Consider the following 25,557-nt stretch of genomic DNA (forward strand, 5'->3'; position numbering starts at 1 on the left):
CGTCCCTTCCCGGTGGTGCTGAGCGGTCCTACTTGACGGCAGCCTTGAGCTTCGAGCCGGCGCTGACCTTGACCGAGTCGCTCGCGGCGATCTCGATGGCGTCACCCGTCTGCGGGTTGCGGCCGGTGCGCGCGGCGCGGTGGGTCTTCTCGAAGGCGATCCAGCCCGGGATCGTGACCTTGGTGCCGTCGGCGACCGACGACGAGACGACGCTGAACAGCGCGTCGACGACGCCGTTGACGGTGGCCTGGCTCTGGCCGGACTCCTGCGCGACGGCAGCGACGAGCTCGGTGCGGTTCAGTGACTTGTCAGCCATGGATGTCCTCCTCGGACTTCTTGCAGTGTCGGTGGGACGTCCGGGACGCCCGCCCGCCCGGAGCGGGGTGCCCTGGACGTGGTGGCCCCGCGGACGAGCACGCCCGGCGGAACCGTCAGCGAACCTACCAGCCGAGCGGGGTCCGGACGACCGACTCGCCCGGATTTCCGGGGTTGTGGAGGGTCTGGAGGGGTCCGAGTGACGGATGTGGCGACCGTGTACCCCGCTCGGGCCGGGAACGACGAACGCCCCGTCCCTCTGCAGGGACGGGGCGTTCGGTGGTGCTGGTGCTTACCAGGAGCTCTTCGTGATGCCCGGCAGCTCGCCACGGTGGGCCATGTCGCGGAAGCGGACACGGCTGATGCCGTACTCACCGAGGTGGCCACGGGGGCGACCGTCGATGGCGTCGCGGTTGCGGTAGCGGACCGGCGACGCGTCGCGCGGGAGCTTCTGCAGGCCGACGCGGGCGGCCTCACGCGACTCGTCGGTGCCGTTCGGGTCCACGAGGGCCTTCTTCAGCTCGAGACGACGCTCGGCGTAGCGCGCGATGACCTCGGCGCGCTGGTTGTTCTTCGCGATCTTGCTCTTCTTCGCCATGCTTAGCGCTCCTCACGGAAGTCGACGTGCTTGCGGATCACCGGGTCGTACTTCTTGAGCACGAGGCGGTCCGGGTTGTTGCGACGGTTCTTCTTGGTCACGTAGGTGAACCCGGTCCCCGCGGTGGAGCGGAGCTTGATGATCGGACGGACGTCCTGACCCTTCTTGGCCATCAGATCTTCTCCCCACGGGCGAGGAGATCCTTGACGACGGACTCGATGCCGCGTGCGTCGATCACCTTGATGCCCTTAGCGCTGAGCGTGAGCGTGACGTTACGACGAAGCGAGGGCACGTAGTACGTCTTCTTCTGCACGTTCGGGTCGAAGCGACGCTTCGTCCGGCGGTGCGAGTGCGAGATGTTGTGTCCGAAGCCGGGGGTGGCTCCGGTCACCTGGCACACTGCTGCCATGGTTTCCTCCTGAGGTACCGAGCGACCGGACGGCCGCTCCCAAGGTCACTTGCCTGGCACGCACGCGCTCGTCACCGTGAGGTGACCGCAGCGAGGGGGTTGTGCGCGCCGCCCAGGCCCGCTGACCCTGTCGAAGGACCCGCAGACACCGCGCGACCGCGGCGTACGCGACGGTCGGAGGGCTTGGAACAACTGGGTCTGCCACGCGGACGCGGCGGACCAGGGGTCAACGTTACGGGACGGCCGCGCGTGTCGCAAGCCGGGCCTCCCGTCCGGGTCGCACCGGTACCGGCCTGGAGGCGCGGCTCGGCCCCGTCACGCCGGTTCCGGTCCGGCCTGTCTCGGCACTCCCGGTTGCAGGACGTGCCGTCGGGCGGCTCGGCAGACGGCATGTCGTGCGACCAGGACGGATGCGCACGGCAAGTCGTGCGACGAGGACGGCCAGGAGGCTCGCACGCGCCCGGACGCGCCCGGACGCCCAGCCGACCAGCTGACCAGCCGCGCCGGCGCCTACGGCCCCGCGGTCGGCCGCGGCGCCAGCGCCTGCACCAGCAGCGCTCCGAGCTCCCGCGGAGCCGTGACCATCGGCCAGTGCCCGGTCTCGAGGCCCACGATCGTCAGGTCCTCGACGGCGACGAGCTCCGTCGTCCACGCGTGGTGCTCCGCCACCATCGCCGCGAGGTCCGTCGCCGGGACCTCGCACGACACCACCGTCGCCGGGATCGCGTGCCGCGCGGGGTCGGTGTAGTGGAAGGGGTCGGACGCCACGGCCGCGGGCTCCGGGACCGCCCGGCGCTCGAGGTCCTCCCGCACCGCGGGCGTCACGTCGCGCACGGTCGCGGGCTCCCAGACGTCCCACGACGGCAGCGGTACGACCCCGTCGACCACGGGCAGTTCGTCGTTGACGACGGCGCCGTCCGGCCCGGGGAACGTGTCGACGTAGAGCAGGTGCGCCACGAGCGACGGTCGTCGGTCGGCGGCCATGAGCACCATCGGACCCGCACCCGAGTGCCCGGCGAGCGCGACGGGCTCGTCCGGCGTGGCCACGGCGTCGAGGACCGCCACGATCCCGGCGACCTGCTCGTCGAGCGTGTCGCCCGTCCGCGTGATCGCCTGGACGGAGTGTCCGGCCTCCTGCAGCACGGGCGCCACCTCGTCCCACGCGCTCGCGTCGAGCCAGAACCCGGGCACCAGGATGACGTGCATGCGCGGCAGGCTACTCGCCGGTGCGCGCCGCGGTGCAGACCGCGCACTCGCCGAAGATGTCGACGACGTGGCTGGCGTTCGTGAAGCCGTTCGCCGCCGCGACCTCCTGCGCCCACCGTTCGACCGGGTCCGCCTCGATCTCGACCGTGCGGCCGCAGTTCCGGCAGATCAGGTGGTGGTGGTGCGCGTCGGTCGTGCACGCGCGGTACAGCGACTCACCGTCCTGCTGCAGCGAGTCGGCGTCGCCCTCGGTCGCCAGGTCGGCGAGCGCCCGGTACACGGTCGCCAGTCCGATCGTGGAACCACCGTCCCGGAGGTGCTGGTGGAGTGCCTGCGCACTGACGAACCCCTCGGTGCCGGAGAGCGCGCTGCGCACGGCCTCCCGCTGCCAGGTGTTCCGCTTCGGCTTCTGCACGGCGTTCACGCGGTGACTCCTTCCCTGCGGGTCGCGTCGGTCGACGCGTCGGTCCCGGTCGGGAGGCGCGGCACGCCTCCGTCGGTCTGCTCACGGTCCGCGATGCGGTCGCGTCCGCGTCTGTCCCTGCGGCTGCCGACGATCCGGCAGACCACCCAGATCACGAACGAGATCGTCGTCACGTAGGGGCTGATCGGCAGTCCGCCGCCGAGTGCGAGCAGGATGCCACCGACGACCGACACGACCGCGAACACCGTCGAGAGCACCGGGACGACCACGGGGTGCGAGGTCAGGCGGAGCGCGGCGGCAGCGGGGGTGACGAGCAGCGAGAGCACCAGCAGCGCGCCGACGATCTGCACCGACACCGCGGTCGCGAGCCCGAGCGCGAGCATGAACACGATCGCGAGGGTCCGCACGGGCACCCCGGCAGCGGCCGCGACGTCGGGATCGACCGACGAGAACATCAGCGGGCGCCAGATCACCAGGAGCGTCACGACGACGATCGCGGAGACGACGACCAGCGAGGTCAGCTGCGGGTTGTCGACCGAGACGATCTGCCCGGTCAGCAGCCCGAACTTGTTCGCCGCCCGGCCCTTGTACAGCGCGAGGCAGAGGATGCCGAGCCCGAGACCGAACGGCATGAGCACGGCGATGATCGAGTTGCGGTCGCGGGCCCGCGAGCCGAGCAGCCCGATGAGCAGCGCCGCGACGACGGAGCCGACGAGCGACCCGGTGACGACGTTGACGCCGAACAGCAGGGCGGCGCTGGCCCCGGCGAAGGACAGTTCCGAGATGCCGTGCACCGCGAAGGGCATGTTCCGCGCGACGACGAACGGGCCGATGAGCCCGCCGACGATGCCGAGCACGGCGCCGGCCCAGATCGAGTTCTGGACGAGGACCAGGAGCTCGCCGTAGTCCTGGAACGAGAAGACGGTCGACAGCACGTCCATCAGATGCGTCCTTCGTCCGGGGTGGTGGCGTGCGGGTCGGCATCGCAGTGGTGGTGCGCCCCGGTCTGGTCGTGGGCCTCGTTCGCGCCGACGATGACGATCCGTCCCATCGTGCGGACGACGTCGACCGGGGTGCCGTAGAGGTCGCTCAGCACGTCGGCACGCAGGACCTCGTCGGGGGCGCCGATGCGGAAGCGCCCGCCGGCGATGTAGAGGACCCGGTCGACGACGTCGAGGATCGGGTTGACGTCGTGGGTGACGAAGAGCACGGCGGCGTCCTGCTGCCGACGCTGCCGGTCGATGAGCTCGGTGACGCCCCGCTGGTGCCGGAGGTCGAGCGAGATGAGCGGCTCGTCGCAGAGGAGCAGTGCGGGGTCCGCGGCGATGGCCTGTCCGACGCGGGTGCGCTGCTGCTCACCGCCGGACAGCTCGGCCACCGGGGCGTCGGCGAACGCGGTCGCACCGACCTCGTCGAGGATGCGGTCGACCCGAGCGCGCTCGGCCCGGCTGGCGGGCAGGACACCCCACCGGGAGCCGGTCACCCCCTGGGCGATCATGTCCCGTGCGCGCAGGGGCGTGCCGGACTCCATGAGGCGCTGCTGCGGGATGTACCCGATCCTCCGGTGCCCGCGACGGACGGGCTGCCCGAGGAACGACATCGTCCCGCCCGTCAGGCGCTGCTGGCCGAGCACGGTGCGCAGGAGCGAGGTCTTGCCGGCGCCGTTCGGCCCGAGCACGGCGACGAACTCGCCCGGCGCCAGGTCGAGGTCGAGGTGCGACCAGAGGGTCCGCGACCCGTACGAGAGCGCCGCGTCACGGAGGGCGAGCACGGCGGAACCGCCACGGCCGGGGGCCGCAGCGGTTCGCGAGGGGGTCTGGACCGCGGTCACTTCGCGAGCGCCCCCGTGATCTCGTCGATGTTCGCCTGCTGCCACGAGACGTAATCCTCCCCCTTCGGGAGCGTCTCCGTGACACCGACGACCGGGATGTCCGCCTGCTCGGCGGCCTTCTGGACCTGCGCGGTCTCGGGGCTGGAGGTCTGCTCGTTCACGGCGAGGAGCCGCACCTGCTTCTCGGTGAACAGCTTGAGGGTGTCGTTGAGCGCCGCCGGCGGGACGTCATCGCCCTCCTCGATCGCCTCGGCGAAGGCCTCGGGCGTGACGTTGTCCAGGCCCATCGCGTCGAACAGGTACCCGGGCACCGGCTCGGTGTACGACACCTTCTCGCCGTCGACCTTCTCCTTGGCCGCGGCGGTCTGCGACTCGAGGTCGTCGAGCTTCGTGGTGAGGGTCTTCGCGTTCCGCTCGAAGGTGTCGGCGTGCGCGGAGTCGAGCTTCGTCAGGCGCTGTTCGAGGTCGGCCACGAGCTTCACCATCGTCGGGTAGTCGTAGAACACGTGCTCGTTGAACTCCGCGTCGCCGCCTTGGTCGAGCCCGGAGAGCTCCACGACGTTGATCGTGTCGGCCGTCGTGTTCGAGGCCTTCGCCAGGGTGGTCATGAAGTCGTCGTACCCGCCGCCGTTCTCGATGAGCAGGTCGGCCTTCGACACGGCGAGCTGCGTCTTCGCGCTCGACTCGAACGAGTGCGGGTCCTGCGACGGGTCGTCGAGGATGCTCGTGACCTCGACGTCGTCGCCGCCGATCTCCTGCGCGATCGAGCCGTAGACGTTCGTCGAGGCGACGATCCGGACGGTGCCGTCACCCGAGGCGTCACCGGAGGCGGAGGACGTGGCGCAGCCGCTCAGCGCGAGGGCTGCGGCGCCGGCGACGAGCGGCAGGGCGAGGAGGCGACGGTTCTGCATGGTGCGAGCGTACGGCTTGCTGATAACGGTTGTCAAAATCAGCCGCCCGACGGACGGAAGGCGCGGTGCCAGCCGGTACCGCGCCTCCCGTCCGGAGCAGGATCAGCGAGCGATCAGGGCTTGGTGGCCGCGTCGATCGTGTTCTCGGCGATCGTGTCGTCCTCGCGGCCCGGTGTCCGCAGGTTCCACTTCTTGATCACGAACGAGAACAGGAAGTAGTAGACGACCGCGTACGCCAGACCGATCGGGATGAGCCAGATCGCCCCGTCGGCCTTGCCGAAGTTCAGCACGTAGTCGATCGCTCCGGCCGAGAACGAGAACCCGTCCCGGATCCCGAGCGCGTTGACCAGCGCCAGGGAGGTCCCGGTGAGGACCGCGTGGATGACGTAGAGCGGGAACGCCACGAACATGAACGAGTACTCGAGCGGCTCGGTGATGCCCGTCACGAACGACGTGAGCGCGGCCGAGATCATGATGCCGCCGACGACCTTGCGGTTCTGCGGCTTGGCGTTCCGCCAGATCGCGAGCGCACCGGCGGGCAGCGCGAACATCATGATCGGGAAGAAGCCGGTCTGGAAGATGCCGGCGGTCGGGTCGCCGTGCAGGAAGCGCGCGATGTCGCCGTGCCAGATCGTGGTGCCGTCGTTGAAGCTGCCGAGCTGGAACCACGGGAAGAAGTTGAGCAGCTGGTGCAGGCCGATCGGGATGAGCATCCGGTTGACGAACCCGAAGACGCCACCACCGATGACCGCGTTGTCCGCGACGGCCTGGCCCGCTGCGGTCAGCGCGATGTCGAAGTAGCGGAAGACGAACGACATGAGCACCGCGATGACGAGGCCGGCGGCGGCGGTGATGATCGGCACGAGCCGTCGACCCGAGAAGAAGCCGAGGAAGTCCGGCATCTTCGTGCGGTGGAACTTCTGCCACAGCACGGCGGCGACCAGACCCATCACGATGCCGCCGAGGACGCCGTAGTCGATCATCTTCTGTCCGCCGTTGGCGTCCTTCACCCCGGCGAGGACGATCGGCGACATGACCTTCCAGACCTCGTACACGACCATGTAGCCGACGACCGCGGCGAGCGCCGTCGTCCCGTCGGACTTCTTCGCCCAGCCGATCGCGATGCCCACCGCGAAGAGCAGGGGCAGCCACGTGAAGATCGCACTGCCGGCCGCGCCGATGACCGACGCACCCTGCTCGAAGCCGGGGATCGCGCCGAGCATGTCGCTCTGGCCGAGGCGGTTGAGGATGCCCGCGGCCGGCATGACCGCGATCGGCAGGAGCAGGCTCCGACCGAGGCGCTGGGCGTTCGCGAACAGCCTGGACTGCTTCTTCGGGGTCTTCTTGTCCGGCACGTCCGTTGCAGCAGCGGTGCTCATCGGCGTTCCTCTCGTCATCGGGTGGAGCTGGGCGCAGGGGTGAGTTGAGTCATGCGAGGACCCCGGGTAGCCTCGGCGGTACCGCCGGGTCCGGTCCTGTCCGGTCATGACCAGTTCCGTAGTCTGAACCGGTGACCAGATGCGTGTCAACCCGGCACGGAATCCGCAACGAGGAGGAAACGATGGCCGACATCAAGGCAGCCGACATCATCGCCGCACTGGGTGGCGCGGACAACATCGACGAGGTCGAGGGCTGCATCACGCGCCTCCGCGTCGAGGTCGAGGACGGCGACCTCGTGGACAAGGCCGCCCTGCAGGCAGCGGGCGCGCAGGCCGTCGTCGGCGGCGGCACCGGGTGGCAGGTCATCGTCGGTCCGATCGCGGACAACCTCGCGCAGGACATCCAGGACGAACTGTGACCGCGGTCCGGACCCCGTTCGCGGGCCCGGTCGTCGCACTCGCCGACGTGCCCGACCCGGTGTTCGCCGGGCAACTGGTCGGTGCGGGGGTCGCCGTCGACCCGACGGGTGTCGCGGGTCCGGTGACCGCGGTCGCCCCGGTGGACGGCACGATCGTCAAGCTCCACCCGCACGCGTTCGCCCTGCAGGGCGCCGCCGGGACGGACGTCCTGGTGCACGTCGGCATCGACACCGTGAAGCTGCGGGGCGAGGGCTTCGAACTGCTCGCGGCCGAGGGTGACACCGTGCACGCCGGGGACCCGGTCGTGCGGTTCACCCCGAGCGTGATCGAGGCCGCCGGCTACTCCCCGGTCTGCCCGGTCGTGGTGCTCGGCAGTGCGCCGGACTCGGTCGAGCAGCGCTCGGTCGGCACCACGGTGCCCGAGGGTGCCACGCTCTACACCGTCTGACCGCGGGGAACCCCGCCGAGTCTCGGCCCCGCGGACGTCTTCGCGGGCGCACGAACGCGAACCTGTCCGCGGAGCCGAGGCTCGGCTCCGGCCGCGGGGGCGGGCGCGCGGCAGCGCGCGCTACGCCCCCGGCCGTCGGGCGGTGACCTCCATCTGCACCCGGTAGCGGTCGGACCGGTACCAGGACCGGGCGTGCTCGACGGGCCGGTCCCCCGAGTACGACACCCGGTCGAACTCGAGCAGGGGCGCCCCGGTCCTGGTCCCGAGCAGCGTCGCGACGTCGTCGGCCGCGGGCTTCGCCGCCACCGTCTGCTGCGCCCGGTCGATCGGCACGCCGTACGTGTCCGCCGCGAGCGAGTACACCGACCCGGACAGGTCCTGGTCGAGCAGGCCCGGGTACGCCGTCGCCGAGAGCCAGGCGTCGTCGACGGACACCGGTGCGCCGTCCGCCATCCGCAGGCGCTTCAGGTGGTGGGCCGTGTCGCCCTCGTCGAGGCGCAGCGCCGCCGCGGTGTCGGCCGGCGGGACCCGCTCCTCGCGCACCAGCACGACGGTCGTCGGGACGTGGCCGAGCGCACGCATCTCCTCGGTGAAGGACGCCAGGTGCAGTGTCGACTGCACGGGACGGTGCGCCACGAAGGTGCCCTTGCCGCGCACGCGCTCCAGGTAGCCCTCGTTGACGAGCTGTCCGAGGGCCTCGCGCACCGTGATCCGGGACACCCCGTACTCGGCGATGAGCTGCCGCTCCGAGGGGATCGCCGCGCCGGGCGCGAGTCGGGCGGTCGCGAGGTCGAGCAGGATCCGCCGCAGCTGCTGGTGCTTCGGCTCGGCCCCCTCGGTGATGCGGCTCGTCATGCGGTCCTCGTGCTCCGGTGCTCGTCGACTCCGGGCGGTCCTCGCCCAGCTGGTCCTGTGCGGACATGACCAGTTGTCCTCACAGTAGCGATCAGGATGCGAGAAGCCAACGCCGTGACAAGATGACGCCCGTGACCTCGGTGGTGATCGTGGACGACGAGACGCTCGTCCGGTACGGCTTCGAACTCATCCTCGGCGCAGCGGCGGACATCGACGTCGTCGCCACGAGCGGTGACGTCGACGCCGTCGAGACCGTGCGCCGGCACGCCCCCGACGTGGTCCTGCTCGACGTGCGCATGCCCCGGGTGAACGGGCTCGAGGTGCTCGCCGCGCTCCGGCAGCTGCCCGAGCCGCCCGCCGTGGCGATGCTCACCACGTTCGACACCGACACGCAGGTGGTCACCCGGGCGATGGAGTCCGGGGCCGCCGGGTTCCTGCTCAAGGACACCGACCCGGAGTCGCTCGCCGAGTACGTCCGGGCGCTCGCCCGCGGCGGCATCGTCCTGGCACCGGGCGTGGACCGCACCCGCCTGTTCGCGCACCGGCCGTCGACGCCGGCGCCGGAGCTCTCCGACCGCGAGCACGCCGTGGTGCGGCTCGTCGCCGAGGGTGCCAGCAACCCCGAGATCGGCCAGCGCATCGGCGTCAGCACCGGCACCGTGAAGGAGGACGTCCGCGCCCTCCTCGCCGCGTTCGGCGTCACCACGCGTGTCCAGCTCGCGCTGCGCGCGGCGGAGGCCGGGCTGCTCGATGGCTGAGCCCGCTCCGTCCGGTCGCGTCCGACGGCTGCTGGCGCGGACGGACGGGAGGCTCGACGCACTCGTCGACGTCGGCCTCCGTCGTGCGCGTGCCCACCCGGCCCCGTGGTGGCTGGTCGACGCGCTCTTCCTCGCGGCCGCCGTCGTCGACGCCGTGCTCGACATCGCGGGCGCCACGACGACCGAGATCACCCTGTCGCTCGTCGCGGCGGGTGCACTCGTCCTCCGTCGGCGGCTCCCCGTCCTGGCCTTCGCGCTCACGATGCCCGGGCTCTTCATCGGCTCCGGTGTCGTCGCGGCGAGCATCGCCCTCTTCACGCTCGGTGAGCGGACGGACCGCCGGTGGCTCATGCTGCTCGCCGCCGTCGTGCAGTTCGTCGGGTTCAGCGGCTTCGTCGTCGGCCCGCCGCAGCAGCTCGACGAGATCGTGGTGTCGATCGTGTACGCGCTCATCTTCGCGCTCGGCCCGCTCTCGATCGGCCTGCTCGTGCGGACCCGCGCGGACCTGGTCGACCGCATCGCCGAGCTCGGGGCCTCCCGTGCCGAGGAACGGCGTCGCGCCGCCGAGGTCGCCCTCTCCCGCGAACGCGCCCTGCTCGCGCGTGAGATGCACGACGTCGTCTCGCACCAGGTGACCCTCATCGCGGTGCAGGCCGGCGGCGTGCAGATGGCCGGGCGCGACGAGCAGGAGCGGGCGTTCGCGCGGACGATCCGGCAGCTGTGCGTCGTGACCCTGCAGGAGCTGCGCGAGATGGTCCAGGTGCTCCGGGCGTCCGGCGGCACCGACCGGGAGATCGCCCCGCAGCCCGTGCTCGCCGACCTGCCCCGGCTCGTCGCCGCGAGCGGGCTCGAGACCGACGCGGCCGTCGACCTGCCCGAGACCCTGCCCCTGCCCGTGCAGCGCGCGGTCTACCGCTTCGTGCAGGAGGGCCTGACGAACGTCCGGAAGCACGCCCCCGGCGCCGTGGTCCGGATCAGCGGTCGGCTGCACGGCGACCAGGTGCTCGTCGACCTCGTGAACGGGCCCGCACGTGCCGACCGGCTCGAACTGCCCGGGTCCGGCCTGGGGCTCATCGGGCTCGGCGAACGCGCGTCGCTCCTCGGCGGCCGCCTCGACTCGGGACCGCAGCCCGGCGACGGGTTCGCGTTGCACCTGCGCCTGCCCGTCGAGCACCGACCGAGCGTCCCCACCCCCTGACGGCCGGGCGAGCGAGCGGCGGACGACGGGTGACCAGCCCTCCGAGGGACGGTCGGTGGCCGATCGGCCACCCGTGTTCACGCCACCGCCCGATGCACCGACCCGGCAGGGTCGGCTGTGATGGCAGCGTGGTCCAGTCAGCGCTCGTCGCCAGCATCCGTCGACACCCCGTCTCCGTGGGCGTCGGCGTCGCCTCCGTCCTGCTCGCCGTCACGGCACGCGTCGCGCACGCCGAGCCGGACTTCCCGCACCACCCGCCGGTCGCCTGGGCAGCCCTCGCGGTCGTCGTGGCCGTCACGGTGCTCGCGGAACGCACGCTCGGGTCGCTGCGCACCGTCCTGGTCGGCGTGGGCGCCCCGCTCGCGGCCGTCGGCGTCACCTTCCTGGCGGTGACGGTCGGGTCGGCGATGGGCGAGGCGCACGCGGAGGCCGCCGCGGGTGAGCCGCTGTTCGCCCCGTCCGCCGTCGCGACCGCCCTGCTCGCCGCGGCCTCCGCCAGGATGCCGCCGGCCCGCCGTCGTCGTGTCCGCGCCGTCCTGTGGACGGTCGTGCTCACCCTGGTGCTGTTCGCCGGCCACGGCTCCGACACCGCGCGTGCCCTGGCGACCCTGTTCGGGACCGCCGCCGGAGCGCTCGTGGTGCGCCGCGCCTCCCGGCCGGCACCGACCGCGCCGCGCACCGACCGGACCGTCGTCACCCACCCGCGCTCGGTCGTCGTCGCGACGCTCGTCGCCCTCGGCGCGGGCACCCTGGTGACGCTCGTCGTGCCGGAGCCGGACGGCGTCCTGTCGCCGTTCGCCGATGCCATGAGCGACCGGGCGACCGTGCTCGTCGGGGTGCTCCTGGTCGGGGCCGCCTGGCTCGTCCAGCGCGGCCGTCGCACCGGGCTCGTCCTGGCGGCGGGCCTGCTGGTGACGCTGTCCGCCGTGCTCGCCGACGTGTTCCTCATCGAACCGCTGCAGGACGGCTTCGTGCAGTGGCAGGGTCTGACGACCGACGAGGTCGAGTGGCAGGTCACGCTGCTCGGGGCCTGGGCCGTCCCCGCCGCCGTGCTCCTGGCGATCGTGGCGCTCCGCGGCCAGCTGGTGCGCGCTCGCTTCCGTGCGACGCCGACCTGCGGCGAGGACTACCTCGGCATGCTCCGCGAGGGGGACGCGGGCACGCTCGGGCACATGGGCACCTGGCGGGGCAACGCGACCTGGACGCACCCGGACGGACTCGGTGCCGTCGCCTACCGCGTGCACGGCGACGTCGCCCTGACCGTGTCGGACCCGGCGTGCGCCGCCGCGGACCGGGCCGAGGTGGTCGCCGCGTTCGCCCTCGCCTGCGAGCGGAACGGCTGGACCCCCGCGTTCACGAGCGTGCACGAGCCGGTGCGGGCGATCCTCGCGGCCGAGGGGTGGGCGTCCTTCCCCGTGGGCGTGGAGTCCGTGCTCGACGTGACGACGTTCGACCTGCGCGGCAAGAAGCGCCAGGACCTGCGCACCGCGTCCAACCGTGCCGACCGCGAAGGGCTCCGCGACGAGTGGACCACGCTCGCCGCCCTCGACGCCGACCAGCGCGCGCAGGTCGAGACGATCTGCACCCGCTGGGCAGCCGACCGTCGGCTGCCGGAGATGGGCTTCACGCTCGGTGGGTTCCGCGAGCTCGAGGACCCGGACGTCCGACTGCTGCTCGCCGTGACCGCCGAGGGTCGGGTGACCGCGGTGACGAGTTGGCTGCCCGTGTACGAGCACGGTGCCCTGACCGGGTACACGCTCGACGTCATGCGACGCGGCGAGGACGGGATGCCCGGGGTGATGGAGTTCCTGATCGCCCGGACCGCCCTGCGCGCCCGCGAGGCCGGCCTCACCACGATCAGCCTCTCCGGCACGCCGCTCGCACCGCACACCGACGCCGGGTCGTGGGTGGCCCGCGGGTCGGCGCTCCTCGCCCGGGCGCTCGAGCCCGTCTACGGCTTCCGGTCGCTGCAGCGCTTCAAGGAGAAGTTCGGCGCGCGCCACGAGCCGCTCTGGCTCGTCGTCCCGAGCGCGCTGCAGGCGCCCCGGGTGGCGCGAGCGCTCACCAGCGCGTACGTGCCCGGGCTCCGTCCCAAGCACCTGTGGGCGCTCCGCCAGGCGCACGTCGCCCCGGCGGCTGAGCAGCAGGCCGCCCGCTCGTGAGCCCCGTCGAGTGGCTGCTCGCGACGCAGCTGCAGGCACCGAACAAGCTCGTGCCGGCCGACCTGGCGTTCGCCGTGCTCGCGACCGCCGTCCTGCTGCCCGCCGTGCGGCAGTGGCGGTCGCGGCAGGCCTGGCGCCGAGCGGCCCTCCGCGCCGGCATCGCTGCCGCTGCCGCGCTCGTCGTGCTCGCCGCCTGCTGGTTCACCACGCAGGTCGTCGACCTGTTCGGCGTCGCGCTGAGCCCGATCACGCAGATGTGGAGCGCCTTCGCCGGCGCGGCACTCGCCCTCGCGGTCACCGGTCTGGTGCAGGGCGGCGGATGGCGTCGCGCGCTCGCGATCGTCCTGGTGCCGGCGGCGCTCGTCGTGCCTGCGCTCGGCATCAACGTCGAGTTCGCCAAGTACCCGACGCTCGGCACCGTCGTGCAGAGCGACCCGTGGCCCGCCTACGACCGTGACGCCGCTCCCCTCGACACGATGCCCACCGCCGGGATCGTCCGGACCGCGACCATCCCCGGCACACGCTCGCACTTCGACGCGCGGCAGGCCGTCGTCTGGCTGCCGCCCGCGGCCCTGGTGCGGGACCCGCGACCACTGCCCGTCGTCATCGCCTTCTCGGGGCAGCCGGGTGCGCCCGGGGACCTGTTCACCGCCGGTCGTCTGGCGGAACCCCTGGACGCCTACGCCCGCGCGCACGACGGTCGGGCGCCCATCGTCGTGAGTGTCGACCAGCTCTCCGCGCCGGGGAGGAACACGATGTGCGTCGACTCCCGGCTCGGGAACGTCGCGACCTACGTGACGCAGGACGTGCCGACCTGGATCCACGCGAACCTGCCGGCGACGACCGACCGGAAGGCGTGGGGGCTGACCGGGTTCTCGCAGGGTGGCACCTGCACGATGCAGTTCCTCACCGGGCACCCGTCCGCCTTCGGTGCGGCGCTGGCGGTGTCGAGCGAGCTCCAGCCGATCGACCAGGGCCCGCAGCACAGCGCCGACCAGGCGTTCGGCGGATCCGTGGCGGCCTGGCGGGCGGCGGCACCGATCGCGCAGATGCGGGAGCACGGGCTGGACGGCCACGCCCTCTGGCTGACCGCCGGGTCGTCCGACCGGAAGTTCAGCGAGAACGCACGGGAGCTCGGTGCGGCCGCGCGGGAGGCCGGGGCCCGGGTCGAGGTCGGATCAGCGCCGGGCAGCGGTCACGACTGGAACACCGTGCAGTGGTCGTTCCGGACGTACGTCGGGCCGTTCGCGGACGCGTTGTCCGTGGCGGAACTTCGATCACAAAACTGAATATCGTATATCAGATGTTTGACGTCAGTACCACCCCCGCGCAACGCTGTGGGGACACGTCAGACGAACGGAAGGACGACGACATGGAACACGGGACGACACGGGACACGGGGAAGCAGGTCCTGCTCGGGCTCGCCGTGACGATCGGTCTGGTCCTCGGCGGGACGGCGACAGCGGCGGTCGCCAGCCCGACCGAGGTCCTGGGGCACGGTCCCGAGGCGGGTGGGGTCGTCCTCCCGGACTCCGGCATCGGGACGACGGGCGAGCACCGGACCTCGGGCCAGCAGCGGAGTGACGGCGGGGGCGGGAGCTTCTGGCAGTGGGGCGTCAGCGGCGGGGACGTGTGGTCGAACTACTTCCGTGAGAAGCGGTGCCACGGCGCCACGGCGGTCGGCAAGAAGACGAAGCGCGTCACCGGTGTCGCAGGTGGTCGGTACGCCTACGCGGCGACGCCGAAGAAGCCCAGCGGGAACCAGGCGTACTACCACAACTGCTGATCCGGTCAGGCTCGAGAGGACGGCATGCGATCCCGCGTGCTGCGGCTCGCCTACGCGATCCCGCCGGTGCTCGCCTTCGTGCTCGCCTTCGTCGGACTGGCCGTGACGGACGAGTCCGGCGTGGTCGGCTCGACGTCGTCGGTCACCGTCTCCCTGGACGGCGCGGCGCAGTCGAACCGGGTCATCGCCGGAGCGATCGCCCGCGTCGCCCGAGAACACCACGCGACCGTCGTCCGGATGGTCGCCGACCGCGCTGACCCGATCGGACGCAGGACAGCACTCGTGACCGATGCTCCGGGGACGATCGGCGAGCAGTGGCTCCGTGACGGCTACCCGGACTTCTCCCGCACGATGTCGTCCCGGGTCCGGCCGATGTCCGACCTCGATCGCGTGGACCCGGCAGGGACGTACGAACTGTTCGGGGACGAGGCCGCCCGGCGCGACCTGGTCCGCGCCTTCGCCTCGGCCGGGTACGGAGCCCGGACCGAGTCGACCCCGCTCCTGGGCCGGCTCGGGATCGGCGCGACGGTCGACGGCGTCCCGGGCCTGGTCGGCGTCCTGGTGCTCGGAGCGACGACCGCGTGCCTGGTCGCGACGGTCGGCTCCCCACGGCGCTGCGCGGTCCGGCGACTGCACGGACACAGCACGGCGCGGATCCTGCGGCAGGAGCTCGGTGCACTGCGGACGAGCGCGACGGTCGCGCTCGTCGGCGCGCCACTCGCCGGCGTCGGCATCTGGATCATGAACGGCGCAGCGCAGTGGCCGGCACTCGTCGCTGCGACCGCGGTGCTCGGCGCCGCGCTGCTCACGCCGGTGGTGCTCGCGCACGCGACGGGCGTCCTCCTCGCCTGCCGACGGCCCCTGGTCGACGCGCTGCGTGGGGCACGGCCGCCGGGCGGTGTCGTCGGCCTCGCCCACGCCGCCCGTCTCGTGGCGACCCTGCTGCTCGTCTCCGCAGTGAGCGGTCTCGTCGGCGCCGAGGTCGTGGCGAGGACGTCCGGCACCGAACGGGACCTCCGAGCGGCGGGGACGGCCGTGCAGCTGTGGATCACGCCGGACCCCCGACCGATCGAGTCGCAGGCGTACTGGGACCGGCTCGGCCGGTTCGCCGGTGGGGCGCTGCAGGACCACGACGCTCTGCTCAGCGCGGTCAAGGAGGTCTCGACCGGTTCGGGCAACGCCGGGGTGCCCGCGCTCTTCGTCGACGCCGAGTACCTCCGGCTCCAGGACGTCCGCGCGGCAGACGGCACCCGCATCCGCGCCGGGTCGAGACCGACCGTCTGGATCCCCGAGCACAGCTGGCTCGATCCGGACGCACTGGTCCGGTCGCTCACCGACTGGGACCTCCGCGATGCGCCCGATGCGGCCCGCAGGGACATCACCGTCGGGCGCCTCGGTACGCCGGAGCTCTGGACCTACCCGGACGGCGGCTCGGTGCGGGGCTGGCTCGACGACGCCGTCCTGGTGGTCGTCCCGACGCCGGCCACGATGTTCTCGGCGGACCAGCTCGGCTCGTGGCTGTCGACCGGCGACGTCGCGTTCCGCGACCGTGCGCGCGCGGAGCGGGCGATCCACGCTGCCGGGGTCGGCTCGGAGATCAGTGCCGTGGTGGACGTCGGACAGGCGGCAGCGGAGACCGCACGCGGTGCCCGACGGACGGTCGTCGCCCAGGCTGCTGCGGTCGTCAGCGCTGCCGTCGTGGCGGTCGTACTCGCCGCGCTCGCCACGTCGGCCCATCGTCGACGGCACGGCCGTGCCCGGTTCGCCAAGACCGTCGCGGGCGTCCACCCCGTCCGTGCCGACGGCGACCTGCTGACCGTCGAGGTCGTGTCGGTCGTCCTCGCAGCACTGGCAGCCGGAGTGGCGTGGTCCCGGCTCCGGCTGGGCGATGCGGGGCAGATCTCGGTGCTGGACCCACTGACGCAGGCCGCGAGCCCGTCGGCCCTGCTCGCGGTCACGGCCGCGGTGGTCGTGTCGATCCTGAGCACGTCCATCGTCCTCGGCACGGCGCGCGAGACCGACCGATCACGAGGAGACGAGGCGCGATGATCGAGGCACGAGGGGTCAGCAAGCAGCGGGGCGGTCACACGCTCTGGGAGGACCTCACCTTCTCGGTCGCCGCCGGCGAGGTCGTGGCGCTCACGGGCCCCAGCGGCTGCGGCAAGTCGACGCTGCTCGACTGCGTCGGCCACATCGACCGGGTCGACTCCGGGACGATCAGCATCGGCGGTGTGGACGCGGGACGGAGTGCACGCCGCGCGCGCCTGCTCCGACGGGACCACATCGGCTACCTGTTCCAGGACTTCGGGCTGGTCCACGATGCAACCGTGGGGGCGAACGTCGACCTCGCCCGACCGACCGGACGCGGCCGTCGTCGGGGCCTCTCGACCGCCGCGGCGCTCGAACAGGTCGGACTCGGCGGCCGCTCGACGGCGCGCGCCCATGAGTTGAGCGGCGGCGAGCAACAGCGCGTCGCGCTCGCGAGGCTCCTCGTCAAGCAGCCGTCCGTCATCCTCGCCGACGAGCCGACCAGCGCGCTGGATGCCGACAACGCTGCGCTGGTGCTCGACCGGCTCGAGTCGTTCGCGGCCGCAGGCGCCGCGGTCCTCATCGCGACGCACGCTCCGTCGGTCACACGGCGCGCGGCACGCGTGATCGCCCTCCGGGATGCACGGGACCATCGAGGCGGCCCCTGAGCAGGCCCGCTCCTCGGCGTCGTCCGCCCCTCAGGCGTTGCGGACGAGCCAGGCGAACTGGTCGTCGGTGAGTTCGCGGTCGGTCCACACCTGACCGAGCACGCCGTCCGGAGCAGCGACCGACGCCGGCCCCTGCCAGACGAGCGACAGCCCCACCTTCCGCAGCACAGCGGCCGACGCCGGGTTGTTGGTCAGCACCCGGCCCGTCACCGGCGCGCAGGGAGCTGCGCGGTGCGCTTCGGCCACGGCTGCGCGCGCGAGCTCGCCGGCGTACCCGTTCCCCCAGGCTGCGGGAGCCAACCGGTAGCCGAGGTTCCAGACCCCCGCCGTCGTCATGTCGACGCCGCCGACCCCGACGAACGCTCCGTCCGTCGTGCGGACCGTCCACGAGCCGAGGCCGTACCGGGCCCGACCGCCGATCTTGCGCTGCACCATGTCGATCGTCGTCGCACGGTCGGCGTGCCGCCCGGAGGGCAGGTGCTCCCAGGTCCGCGCGTCGGAGAACACCGTGTGCACGTCGTCGATGTCGGCGGGCGTGAGCGGTGTCAGCACCAGGCGATCCGTCCGGATCTCCTGCTGTGGGGTCAGGAGCTGGTGGGCCATGGTCCGATCATCACCCCGACCCCCGACAACTGGGTGGACACCACGCGACGTCCGCGCGATCCGGCCCCGGACTGCGGCTTCGCGCAGCCCGGGGCCGCCCAACGAGTACACAATCACCGATTTTTCAGCATGAAGGACGTTTTCACTGTACAGTGAAAACGTGCCGAACACTGAAGAGTTCGCGATCACCGCACTGGCGGAAGCGCTCCCGAACGGCTCGGTCGTCCTCTCACCGAGACGCGACGGGAGCTGGACGGCAACACTGCCCGACGGATCCCGTCGCCGCCTCGTCGTCTCCTGGGCCGGCTACGGCTACCCGAGGGACGTGCAACGAGCACTGATCGACCCGGAAGTGCGCGCAGCACGAGAGCACGGCGACCTCATCGTGATCGCTGCCCACACCGTGTCACCAGGAGCACGACAGCTGCTCCGCTCCGAGGGCGCGTCGTGGGTCGGGCGCGACGGATCCGCGGAGCTCCGTCTCGGTACCGTGTGGGTCGACCGGGACGGCGCTTCGCCGTCCCGCCCTGCTGATCGTCCGCTGACATGGAGCCCTGCCCGGGCTGACGTCACGGAAGCGCTGCTCGCCGTCCTGACGAAGCAGGACCCCGCCACGGCGGGAGCGAGCGACGTACCGGATGTCGAGACGGTTGCCCGTATGAGCGGTCGATCCCTCGGGACCGTCGCCGGCACCTACGCGCTCCTCGATGCGCAGCAGTGGACGGCACCGGGCCTTCGACCCCGGAGCCGGGTCGTCGCGAACGGGCCGGCGATGTTCGACTCCTGGTCACGGTGGACGGGTGAGCAACGCCGACGCTTCGACGGCTTTCACTCGGTCCACCGGGACCCCGCTCGCATCGTGGAGCAACTCGTCGAGGCGTTCGGCGACGAGCTCGTCCTGACCGGAGCCGCAGCGAGCGAGCTGTCCCGCCCCACGCTGACCGGCGGATGGGTCGTGACCGCCTACGTCGCGAGTCCGGACGCCTGGCGCGGGATCGACGAAGCGACCCGACGCGCCCGACTGATCCCCGCTTCCGTGCCGCGGATCAGACTCGCACCGACCACGCCCGTCATCGAGAGGACCGCCAGCATCGTCGATGGTCGCCGAGTCGCCGCGCCCGCTCGTGTCTACGCTGACCTCGCCGCGGGCACGGACCGCGAGCGTGAGGCAGCAGAGTCCTTCCGCGCCACGATGCTCCAGGTGGTCTCGTGAGCTCGGACCCATCGACGCGGAGCCGGGGTGCCCGAGCGCTCGCCGAGACGGCGTACGCGTCGTTGCTGCGCGCGGTGGGCGACCGCCGACGCGATCTGCTGCTCATCGGGGGCCTCGTGCCGGAGCACCTCGTGGAGTCGGACGAGCCCCACCAAGGCACGAACGACGTCGACGTCCTGATCGACATCGGCCTCGTGTACGACCGGGACGACCTCGACTTCGCGTGGCTGGAGCACGCACTCCTGGCCGCCGGGTTCGTCACGGCCACCCCGAACACCGGTTGGCGGTGGCTGCTCGACGTCGGGGGCTTCCCCGTCCTGGTCGAGTTCCTGGTGGACGTCCCGGACAACATCGACCAGGAGATCGCGCTGCCGGGCTGCTCGGTGCTCGGCGCCAAGAACCTCCGGGGACCGGGGCCGGCGCTCCACGACGTCCACGCGACGCAGATCAACGGGGAACAGGCGCCCATCACCGGACTCGGCGGGTACGTCGCCGCGAAGGGCGCGAGCGCCTACTGGCGTCGCGCGGACAAGGATCTCTACGACTTCGCCTGGGTCCTCGTGGCCGATCTCCGCTCCGGGAGACCCCGTGCCGCCGACGCCGTGCTCACCGTCCTCGAGCCGGTCTCCGAGCGCGACCGGGCCGACGCGGTCGTCGCCGTCTGTGACCTCTTCACGAGCGCGGATGCGACCGGCGCGCGTGCGTACTCGGAACTCTCCACGGCCGCGGGCAGCGCGGAGCCTCCGGAGAGCCACGCACTCGACGCCGTCGTCGCGGTCTCCGCCTTCCGCGCTGCGGTCGCAGGGCGCATCGACGAGCTGCGCTCGCGCGCCTGAGTGACGCCGGCCCGGCGCTGCGGAACCCCACAGCACCGCCGGGACCCAGGCGTCAGTCGAGCAGCAGCGCCGGCTCCTCGAGCACCGAGGCGATGTCGTGCACGAAGCGCGAGGCCACATCGCCGTCGACGACCCGGTGGTCGAACGAGGCACCGATCGTGGTCACCATGCGCGAGCGGACCTCGCCGTCGACGACCCACGGCTTCGGCTTGATCGTGCCCATCGCGACGATGGCGACCTCGCCCGGGTTGAGGATCGGGGTGCCGGTGTCCATGCCGAAGACACCGATGTTCGTGATCGTCACGGTGCCGTCGGCCATCTGCTGCGGCGTGGTCTTGCCGTCGCGGGCGGTGAGCGTCAGGTCCTCGAGCGCCTTCGCGAGCTCGAACAGGGACATGTCCTGCGCGTCCTTGATGTTCGGCACGATGAGCCCACGCGGGGTCGCCGCGGCGATGCCGAGGTTCACGAAGTGGTGGACGATGATCTCCTGGTCGGTCCAGGTCGAGTTCACCGACCGGTTCCGACGGACGGCCCAGATGACCGCCTTGGCGAAGACGAGCAGCGGCGAGACCTTGACGCCGGCGAACGTCGGCGAGGACTTCAGGCGCTTGACGAACTCCATGGTGCGGGTCGCGTCGACGTCGACGAACAGGGACACGTGCGGCGCCGTGAACTTCGACGTGGTCATCGCCTTCGCGATGGCCTTCCGCACGCCCTTGACCGGGATGGTCTCGCGGCGGACGTCGCCCCACTCGGGCGTCTCGATGTTGCGGAAGACGCCGGCCTGCTTCGCGTGCCGGATGACGTCGTCGCGCGTGACCTCGCCGGCGAGACCCGTCGGCACGACCTCGGTCAGGTCGACGTCCAGGTCCTTCGCGAGCTTCCGGATCGGCGGCTTCGCCAGGACGATGCCCGACACGACGGCCTTGCGCGGTCGGGAGCCCTGCTCGCCGACGGCCTGCGAGATGCTGTCCTCGCCCGGGTCCGAGGCGGCCTCGGCCGCGGCGACGGCGTCCGCACTGGAGGCACGGCTCGCCTCGGCGGCGAGCGCTGCGGCCCGGCGGGCGCCCGGCTTCCGGCGGGACGGGGACGTGGTCGCGGAGCCGTACCCGACCAGGACGGCGCCGGACGACTCGTCGGAGCCGACGACGGTCGCGTGGTCAGCGACCGGCTGCGACGGAGCCGCGTGCCGCGGTTGCTGCGGAGCAGCAGCTGCCGGTGCGGCCGCTGCGGGTGCGGCCGGGGCGGCGGCCGGTGCCGGCGGGGTCTGCTGCGCGGAGGTCTGCTGCACGGGCGCCGGCGGCGTCGGCGCGACGGGAGCCGGAGCGGCCGCTGCGGCAGGCGGGGTGACGGCGACGTCCGGCGAGGCCGGGGCGCTGTCGGCGACGGTGGACGGGCCTCCCGGCTGGGCGGACGTCGACGCGACCTGCACGTCCGAGTCGACCCGGATGATCGGCTTGCCGACCTCGACGGTGTCACCCTCGGAGACGAGCAGCCCGGTGACGGTCCCGGCGAACGGCGACGGCAGCTCGACGAGCGACTTCGCGGTCTCGATCTCGACCAGGACCTGGTCGACGGCGACCTCGTCCCCGATCGCGACGCGCCACTGCACGATCTCGGCCTCGGTCAGGCCTTCGCCCACGTCGGGCAGGGGGAATTCGGCGGCGGGCACTGCGGCTCCTTCGAACGTTCTGGTCGGCTCGGTCAGTATGCGAGGGCGCGGTCGACGGCCTCGAGGACACGGTCCGCGTCCGGCAGGTGGAGGTGTTCGAGCTTCGACACCGGGAAGGGGACGTCGAACCCGGAGACCCGGATCGGCGGCGCCTGCATCGTGTAGAAGCACTGCTCCGCGACGGTCGCGGCGATCTCGCTGCCGACGCTGACGAAGCCGGACGCCTCCTGCGCGATGACCACCCGGCCGGTCTTGCGGACCGAGGTCAGCAGCGGCTCCCAGTCGATCGGCGAGATGGAGCGGAGGTCGATGACCTCGCAGCTGGTGCCCTCGGCCTCGGCGATGTCCGCAGCCTGCATGAGGGTCGCCACCATCGCGCCGTGGCCGACGAGGGTGACCTCGGTGCCGGTCCGGGCGACGCGCGTGGTGTGCATCGGGACGTGGCCGTCGACGAGGTCGACCTCGCCCTTCGGCCAGTAGCGGGACTTCGGCTCGAGGAACACGACCGGGTCCTTGGAGGCGATCGCCTCCTGGATCATCCAGTACGCGTCGTTCGGCGTGCTCGGGCTGACCACGCGCAGGCCCGGGGTGTGCGCGAAGTACGCCTCGGGGGACTCCTGGTGGTGCTCCACGGCGCCGATGTGCCCGCCGTAGGGGATGCGGATGACGACCGGCAGCGACATGTGCTGCGGCAGGCGGTTCTGCATCTTGGCGAGCTGCGAGGTGATCTGGTCGAAGCCCGGCCAGACGAAGCCGTCGAACTGGATCTCGACCACCGGACGGTAGCCGCGCAGGGCCAGGCCGATCGCGGTGCCGATGATGCCGGCCTCGGCGAGCGGGGTGTCACGGACGCGCTCGGCGCCGAACCGCTCCTGCAGGCCCTCGGTGATGCGGAAGACGCCGCCCAGCTGGCCGATGTCCTCGCCCATGAGCAGGACCTTGTCGTCCGCGGCCATCGCGGCGGCGAGGCCGGCGTTGAGCGCCTTGGCCATCGGCAGGGTCTGCACGGGCTCGCTGGGGACCTCGCCCGCACCGGGGTGGGCGCGGAGCGTGTAGTCGAAGAGCTGCTCGGTCGTGCTCATCAGTGGGAGCCCCCTTCGTACCCGGCCTCGTACTGCTCGAGCCAGGCCTTCTGCGCGGTGGTGACCGGGTGCGGCTCGCGGTACACGTTGTCGAACATGACGTCCACCGACGGCGGGGTCAGGGCCACGGTCGCCCGTCGGACGTCGGCGGCGATGTCCTCGCCCTCCTCGTCGAATCGCGCGAGCTGCTCGTCGGTGACCCCGCGGCTGCGCAGGTACGCGGCCGAACGGGCGATCGGGTCGCGCTCCACCCACGAGGTGAGCTCGTCGTCGAGGCGGTAGCGGGTCGGGTCGTCGGAGCTCGTGTGCGCACCGATGCGGTAGGTCTCGGCCTCGACGAACGCCGGCCCCTGCCCGGAGCGGGCGTGGTCGGTCGCGACGAGGGACGCCGTGTACGACGCCAGGACGTCGTTGCCGTCGACGCGGACGCTCGGGATCCCGAAGCCGCGCGGGCGGTCGACGAGCGGGGTCGGCGACTGCACCGACACCGGCACCGAGATCGCCCAGTGGTTGTTCTGCAGGAAGAAGACGACGGGGGCCTTCGTCGACGCGGCGAAGACGTACGCCTCGTTCACGTCGCCCTGGCTGGTCGCGCCGTCGCCGAAGTAGACGATGGTGCAGGCGTCGCGGTCGGGGTCACCGGTGCCCACGTCGCCGTCGAGCTGCTGACCGAGCGCGTAGCCCGTCGCGTGCAGCGTCTGCGACCCGATCACCAGCGTCGAGATGTGCGTGTTGCCGCGCTCGTCCGGGTCCCAGCCGCCGTGCGTCTGGCCGCGGTACATCGCGATGATCTCCATCGGCTCGACACCGCGGTGCATCGTGACGGCGTGCTCGCGGTACGACGGGAAGACGTGGTCCTGTGCGCGGAGGGCGAAGACGGAGCCGACCTGCGCGGCCTCCTGTCCGTGGCTCGGGACCCAGAGGCCGAGCTGACCGGTGCGCTGGAGGTTGTGGCCCGCGTGGTCGAACCGACGCGTGAGCACCATGCGGCGGTGCATCGCCAGCAGGGTCTCGTCCGGGATCGTCCGCGCGACGGCGGCGTACTCGGCGTTCTCGTCGGTCTCCACGAACCGGCCCTCGGGGTCGAGGATCCGGACGGTGGCCGTCGCGGGGGCCGCGGCGTGGAATGACATGTCGGTCAGCGTAACGCCAGGGCCTACCGGGCCGCCTGGAGGTCCCCCACAAGCGACCCCGCCGTTTCGAGGAGCGTTTCCACAGCCTCGTGCTCCCCGATCGACACCCGGATGCCCTCGTTCCCGAAGGCCCGCACGATGATGCCGGCGGCCTCGAAGCGCTCGGCCGCGTGGGCCGTCAGCTCCCCGGTCGGCAGCCAGACGAAGTTGCCCTGGGCGTCCGGGACGTCCCAGCCCTGGCCGCGCAGCGCGGCGACGATGCGGTCACGGCTCGCCGCGAGCTCGGCGACGCGGTCGAGCAGCTCGGTCTCGCGCTCCAGGCTCGCGAGCGCCGCCGCCTGGCCCTGTGCCGTCACCGACAACGGGATCGCGCAGGCACGGACGGCGTCGAGCACGTACGCCGGACCGAACGCGTACCCGACGCGCAGGCCCGCGAGTCCGTACGCCTTGGAGAACGTGCGGAGGACGACGAGGTTCGGGTACCGCTCGAGCAGCGGCGTGCCACGGACCGCCGTGGGCTCGGTGACGAACTCGGCGTAGGCCTCGTCGAGCACGACGAGCACGGTCGACGGCACGCGCGCCATGAACGTCTCGAACTCAGCGCCCGTGACGACGGGACCGGTCGGGTTGTTGGGCGAGCAGACGATGACCATGCGGGTGCGGTCGGTCACGGCGTCGGCCATGGCGTCGAGGTCGTGGCCGCCGTCCGGGCGGTTCGGCACCTGCACGCTCGTGGCACCGGCGACCGTCACGACACCAGGGTAGGCCTCGAAGGAGCGCCACGCGTAGACGACCTCGTCGCCGGGGCCGCTCGTCGCCCGGGCCAGCTCGTGCAGGATCGCGACGCTGCCGGGCGCGACGTGGACCTCGTCGACGGTGAGTCCGGCGCGGTTCGCGAGCACGGCGCGGACGGCCAGGGCGGTGGCGTCCGGGTAGCGGTTGTAGGCCGTCTGCGCCTGCACGGCCTCGACGACGCCCGGCAGCGGCGGGAACGGGTTCTCGTTGCTCGACAGCTTGAAGGCGTCGGGCGCTGCCTGACGCCCCTGCTTGTACGCGGGGAGGACGGCCACCTCGGGCCGGATGTGCACGCGCTCGTCAGTCACGCGCTCAGGCTACCGGGGACCGTCCGGGGCGCGACGGGCATCATGAGGGCATGCGATTCCTCGTCCGCCTCGTCGTCAACGCCGTCGCGCTCTGGCTCACCACGCTCATCGTGAGCGGCGTCACCGTCACCCCGTTCGGCGACGGGGACACCACCGCCGTGGTGCTCACGTTCCTGCTCGTGGCGTTCGTGTTCGGGCTCGTGAACGCGGTCATCGGCACGATCATCCGGATCGTCGCGTTCCCGCTCTACGTCCTGACGCTCGGCCTGATCTCACTGATCGTGAACGCCGTGCTGCTGCTCATCGTCGCCGGGATCTCGGACGCGATCGGCTTCGGGCTCGAGGTCGAGTCCTTCGGCTGGGGCATCGTCGGTGCCTTCGTGCTCGCGGTGTTCTCGTGGCTGATCGGGCTGTTCGTGCGGCCGGTGCTGAACCGCCCGCGTCCGTGACCGCGGGCCGCACCGAGCCGGCCGCCCGCGCGACGCGTGCCGACGGCGAGGGCCGCGCCGTGCCTCCCGG

At 72.1% G+C, this 25,557-nt stretch carries 28 protein-coding genes; 12 read left to right on the top strand and 16 right to left on the bottom strand.

Going from position 1 to position 25,557, the window contains the following annotated elements; all coding sequences use genetic code 11:
• Nucleotides 1–28 precede the first annotated feature (28 nt).
• The 10 genes from PIJ49_RS12595 to PIJ49_RS12640 all read right to left on the bottom strand — a co-directional run bounded on the left by PIJ49_RS12595 (nt 29) and on the right by PIJ49_RS12640 (nt 7,073).
• Nucleotides 29–316 carry an HU family DNA-binding protein gene (locus PIJ49_RS12595; protein ID WP_058727660.1) on the bottom strand — a complete coding sequence of 96 codons (288 nt, stop codon included), beginning with the start codon at nt 314–316 and terminating at the stop codon, nt 29–31.
• 291 nt (nt 317–607) lie between these two features.
• Complete coding sequence (rpsN, locus tag PIJ49_RS12600) at nt 608–913, bottom strand: 30S ribosomal protein S14 (RefSeq protein ID WP_022903745.1); 306 nt, start codon at nt 911–913, stop codon at nt 608–610.
• 2 nt (nt 914–915) lie between these two features.
• The gene (rpmG, locus tag PIJ49_RS12605; protein WP_022908193.1) at nt 916–1,086 is read right to left on the bottom strand and encodes a 50S ribosomal protein L33; all 171 of its coding nucleotides are present in this window, start codon (nt 1,084–1,086) and stop codon (nt 916–918) included.
• Nucleotides 1,086–1,322, bottom strand: coding sequence for a 50S ribosomal protein L28 (gene rpmB, locus PIJ49_RS12610; protein WP_022903747.1), 237 nt, complete (start codon nt 1,320–1,322; stop codon nt 1,086–1,088). The genes rpmG and rpmB overlap by 1 nt, the downstream gene beginning before the upstream one ends.
• Before the next feature lie 510 nt (nt 1,323–1,832).
• On the bottom strand, nt 1,833–2,528 hold the full coding sequence (locus tag PIJ49_RS12615; protein WP_066651807.1) for an alpha/beta fold hydrolase: 696 nt from the start codon (nt 2,526–2,528) through the stop codon (nt 1,833–1,835).
• A gap of 10 nt (nt 2,529–2,538) precedes the next feature.
• Nucleotides 2,539–2,952: a Fur family transcriptional regulator gene (locus PIJ49_RS12620; RefSeq protein WP_081984565.1), complete on the bottom strand. Its 414-nt coding sequence runs from the start codon at nt 2,950–2,952 to the stop codon at nt 2,539–2,541.
• Nucleotides 2,949–3,893 (bottom strand): metal ABC transporter permease, encoded by a 945-nt coding sequence (locus PIJ49_RS12625; protein ID WP_066651805.1) that lies wholly within the window; start codon nt 3,891–3,893, stop codon nt 2,949–2,951. The genes PIJ49_RS12620 and PIJ49_RS12625 overlap by 4 nt, the downstream gene beginning before the upstream one ends.
• Nucleotides 3,893–4,723: a metal ABC transporter ATP-binding protein gene (locus PIJ49_RS12630; RefSeq protein ID WP_271826745.1), complete on the bottom strand. Its 831-nt coding sequence runs from the start codon at nt 4,721–4,723 to the stop codon at nt 3,893–3,895. The genes PIJ49_RS12625 and PIJ49_RS12630 overlap by 1 nt, the downstream gene beginning before the upstream one ends.
• A 56-nt stretch (nt 4,724–4,779) precedes the next feature.
• Nucleotides 4,780–5,694 (bottom strand): metal ABC transporter solute-binding protein, Zn/Mn family, encoded by a 915-nt coding sequence (locus PIJ49_RS12635; protein ID WP_271826746.1) that lies wholly within the window; start codon nt 5,692–5,694, stop codon nt 4,780–4,782.
• A gap of 113 nt (nt 5,695–5,807) precedes the next feature.
• Entirely contained in the window at nt 5,808–7,073 is a 1,266-nt protein-coding gene (locus PIJ49_RS12640; RefSeq protein ID WP_251159936.1) for a PTS transporter subunit EIIC, read from the bottom strand.
• Nucleotides 7,074–7,234: 161 nt separating this feature from the next.
• Here PIJ49_RS12640 and PIJ49_RS12645 point away from each other — a divergent pair, with 161 nt between their 5' ends.
• Together PIJ49_RS12645 and PIJ49_RS12650 are read left to right on the top strand one after the other, a co-directional pair.
• Complete coding sequence (locus tag PIJ49_RS12645; protein WP_268746776.1) at nt 7,235–7,492, top strand: PTS sugar transporter subunit IIB; 258 nt, start codon at nt 7,235–7,237, stop codon at nt 7,490–7,492.
• Nucleotides 7,489–7,941: a PTS sugar transporter subunit IIA gene (locus tag PIJ49_RS12650; protein WP_271826747.1), complete on the top strand. Its 453-nt coding sequence runs from the start codon at nt 7,489–7,491 to the stop codon at nt 7,939–7,941. The genes PIJ49_RS12645 and PIJ49_RS12650 overlap by 4 nt, the downstream gene beginning before the upstream one ends.
• Before the next feature lie 120 nt (nt 7,942–8,061).
• Here PIJ49_RS12650 and PIJ49_RS12655 read toward each other — a convergent pair whose 3' ends face one another.
• A complete protein-coding gene (locus PIJ49_RS12655) occupies nt 8,062–8,796 on the bottom strand; it encodes a GntR family transcriptional regulator (RefSeq protein WP_066651794.1) in 735 nt (244 codons plus the stop codon).
• Between the two features lie 131 nt (nt 8,797–8,927).
• Between PIJ49_RS12655 and PIJ49_RS12660 the strand changes: the two genes are divergently transcribed.
• From PIJ49_RS12660 to PIJ49_RS12690, 7 genes are all read left to right on the top strand, one after another.
• Nucleotides 8,928–9,554 (top strand): response regulator, encoded by a 627-nt coding sequence (locus PIJ49_RS12660; RefSeq protein WP_200884149.1) that lies wholly within the window; start codon nt 8,928–8,930, stop codon nt 9,552–9,554.
• Nucleotides 9,547–10,752, top strand: a complete 1,206-nt coding sequence (locus PIJ49_RS12665; protein WP_066651791.1) for a histidine kinase — start codon at nt 9,547–9,549, stop codon at nt 10,750–10,752. The genes PIJ49_RS12660 and PIJ49_RS12665 overlap by 8 nt, the downstream gene beginning before the upstream one ends.
• 128 nt (nt 10,753–10,880) lie before the next feature.
• Complete coding sequence (locus PIJ49_RS12670) at nt 10,881–12,914, top strand: MprF family protein (protein ID WP_271826748.1); 2,034 nt, start codon at nt 10,881–10,883, stop codon at nt 12,912–12,914.
• Nucleotides 12,911–14,203: an alpha/beta hydrolase gene (locus PIJ49_RS12675; RefSeq protein WP_271826749.1), complete on the top strand. Its 1,293-nt coding sequence runs from the start codon at nt 12,911–12,913 to the stop codon at nt 14,201–14,203. Before PIJ49_RS12670 ends, PIJ49_RS12675 begins: the two co-directional genes overlap by 4 nt.
• 83 nt (nt 14,204–14,286) lie before the next feature.
• The gene (locus PIJ49_RS12680) at nt 14,287–14,700 is read left to right on the top strand and encodes a lactococcin 972 family bacteriocin (protein ID WP_271826750.1); all 414 of its coding nucleotides are present in this window, start codon (nt 14,287–14,289) and stop codon (nt 14,698–14,700) included.
• 24 nt (nt 14,701–14,724) lie between these two features.
• On the top strand, nt 14,725–16,749 hold the full coding sequence (locus PIJ49_RS12685; RefSeq protein ID WP_271826751.1) for a bacteriocin-associated integral membrane family protein: 2,025 nt from the start codon (nt 14,725–14,727) through the stop codon (nt 16,747–16,749).
• On the top strand, nt 16,746–17,396 hold the full coding sequence (locus tag PIJ49_RS12690; protein WP_251159941.1) for an ATP-binding cassette domain-containing protein: 651 nt from the start codon (nt 16,746–16,748) through the stop codon (nt 17,394–17,396). The genes PIJ49_RS12685 and PIJ49_RS12690 overlap by 4 nt, the downstream gene beginning before the upstream one ends.
• Nucleotides 17,397–17,426: 30 nt before the next feature.
• Here PIJ49_RS12690 and PIJ49_RS12695 read toward each other — a convergent pair whose 3' ends face one another.
• The gene (locus PIJ49_RS12695) at nt 17,427–17,999 is read right to left on the bottom strand and encodes a GNAT family N-acetyltransferase (RefSeq protein WP_251154188.1); all 573 of its coding nucleotides are present in this window, start codon (nt 17,997–17,999) and stop codon (nt 17,427–17,429) included.
• Between the two features lie 160 nt (nt 18,000–18,159).
• Between PIJ49_RS12695 and PIJ49_RS12700 the strand changes: the two genes are divergently transcribed.
• Nucleotides 18,160–19,212, top strand: coding sequence for a hypothetical protein (locus tag PIJ49_RS12700; RefSeq protein WP_066651776.1), 1,053 nt, complete (start codon nt 18,160–18,162; stop codon nt 19,210–19,212).
• On the top strand, nt 19,209–20,048 hold the full coding sequence (locus PIJ49_RS12705) for a hypothetical protein (RefSeq protein WP_066651774.1): 840 nt from the start codon (nt 19,209–19,211) through the stop codon (nt 20,046–20,048). The genes PIJ49_RS12700 and PIJ49_RS12705 overlap by 4 nt, the downstream gene beginning before the upstream one ends.
• 52 nt (nt 20,049–20,100) lie before the next feature.
• Here PIJ49_RS12705 and PIJ49_RS12710 read toward each other — a convergent pair whose 3' ends face one another.
• The 4 genes from PIJ49_RS12710 to PIJ49_RS12725 form a co-directional block, all read right to left on the bottom strand.
• On the bottom strand, nt 20,101–21,720 hold the full coding sequence (locus PIJ49_RS12710) for a dihydrolipoamide acetyltransferase family protein (RefSeq protein WP_271826752.1): 1,620 nt from the start codon (nt 21,718–21,720) through the stop codon (nt 20,101–20,103).
• Between the two features lie 32 nt (nt 21,721–21,752).
• Nucleotides 21,753–22,712, bottom strand: a complete 960-nt coding sequence (locus PIJ49_RS12715) for an alpha-ketoacid dehydrogenase subunit beta (RefSeq protein WP_066657646.1) — start codon at nt 22,710–22,712, stop codon at nt 21,753–21,755.
• An 89-nt stretch (nt 22,713–22,801) separates the two neighbouring features.
• Nucleotides 22,802–23,935, bottom strand: a complete 1,134-nt coding sequence (locus PIJ49_RS12720) for a thiamine pyrophosphate-dependent enzyme (protein WP_066651770.1) — start codon at nt 23,933–23,935, stop codon at nt 22,802–22,804.
• A gap of 23 nt (nt 23,936–23,958) precedes the next feature.
• Nucleotides 23,959–25,038: a histidinol-phosphate transaminase gene (locus PIJ49_RS12725; RefSeq protein ID WP_066657644.1), complete on the bottom strand. Its 1,080-nt coding sequence runs from the start codon at nt 25,036–25,038 to the stop codon at nt 23,959–23,961.
• 50 nt (nt 25,039–25,088) lie between these two features.
• Between PIJ49_RS12725 and PIJ49_RS12730 the strand changes: the two genes are divergently transcribed.
• Entirely contained in the window at nt 25,089–25,487 is a 399-nt protein-coding gene (locus tag PIJ49_RS12730; protein WP_066651768.1) for a phage holin family protein, read from the top strand.
• The last annotated feature ends 70 nt before the right edge of the window (nt 25,488–25,557 follow it).

Source organism: Curtobacterium uvaldense, from assembly GCF_028307415.1.
In the GTDB taxonomy this organism is placed as follows: domain Bacteria; phylum Actinomycetota; class Actinomycetes; order Actinomycetales; family Microbacteriaceae; genus Curtobacterium.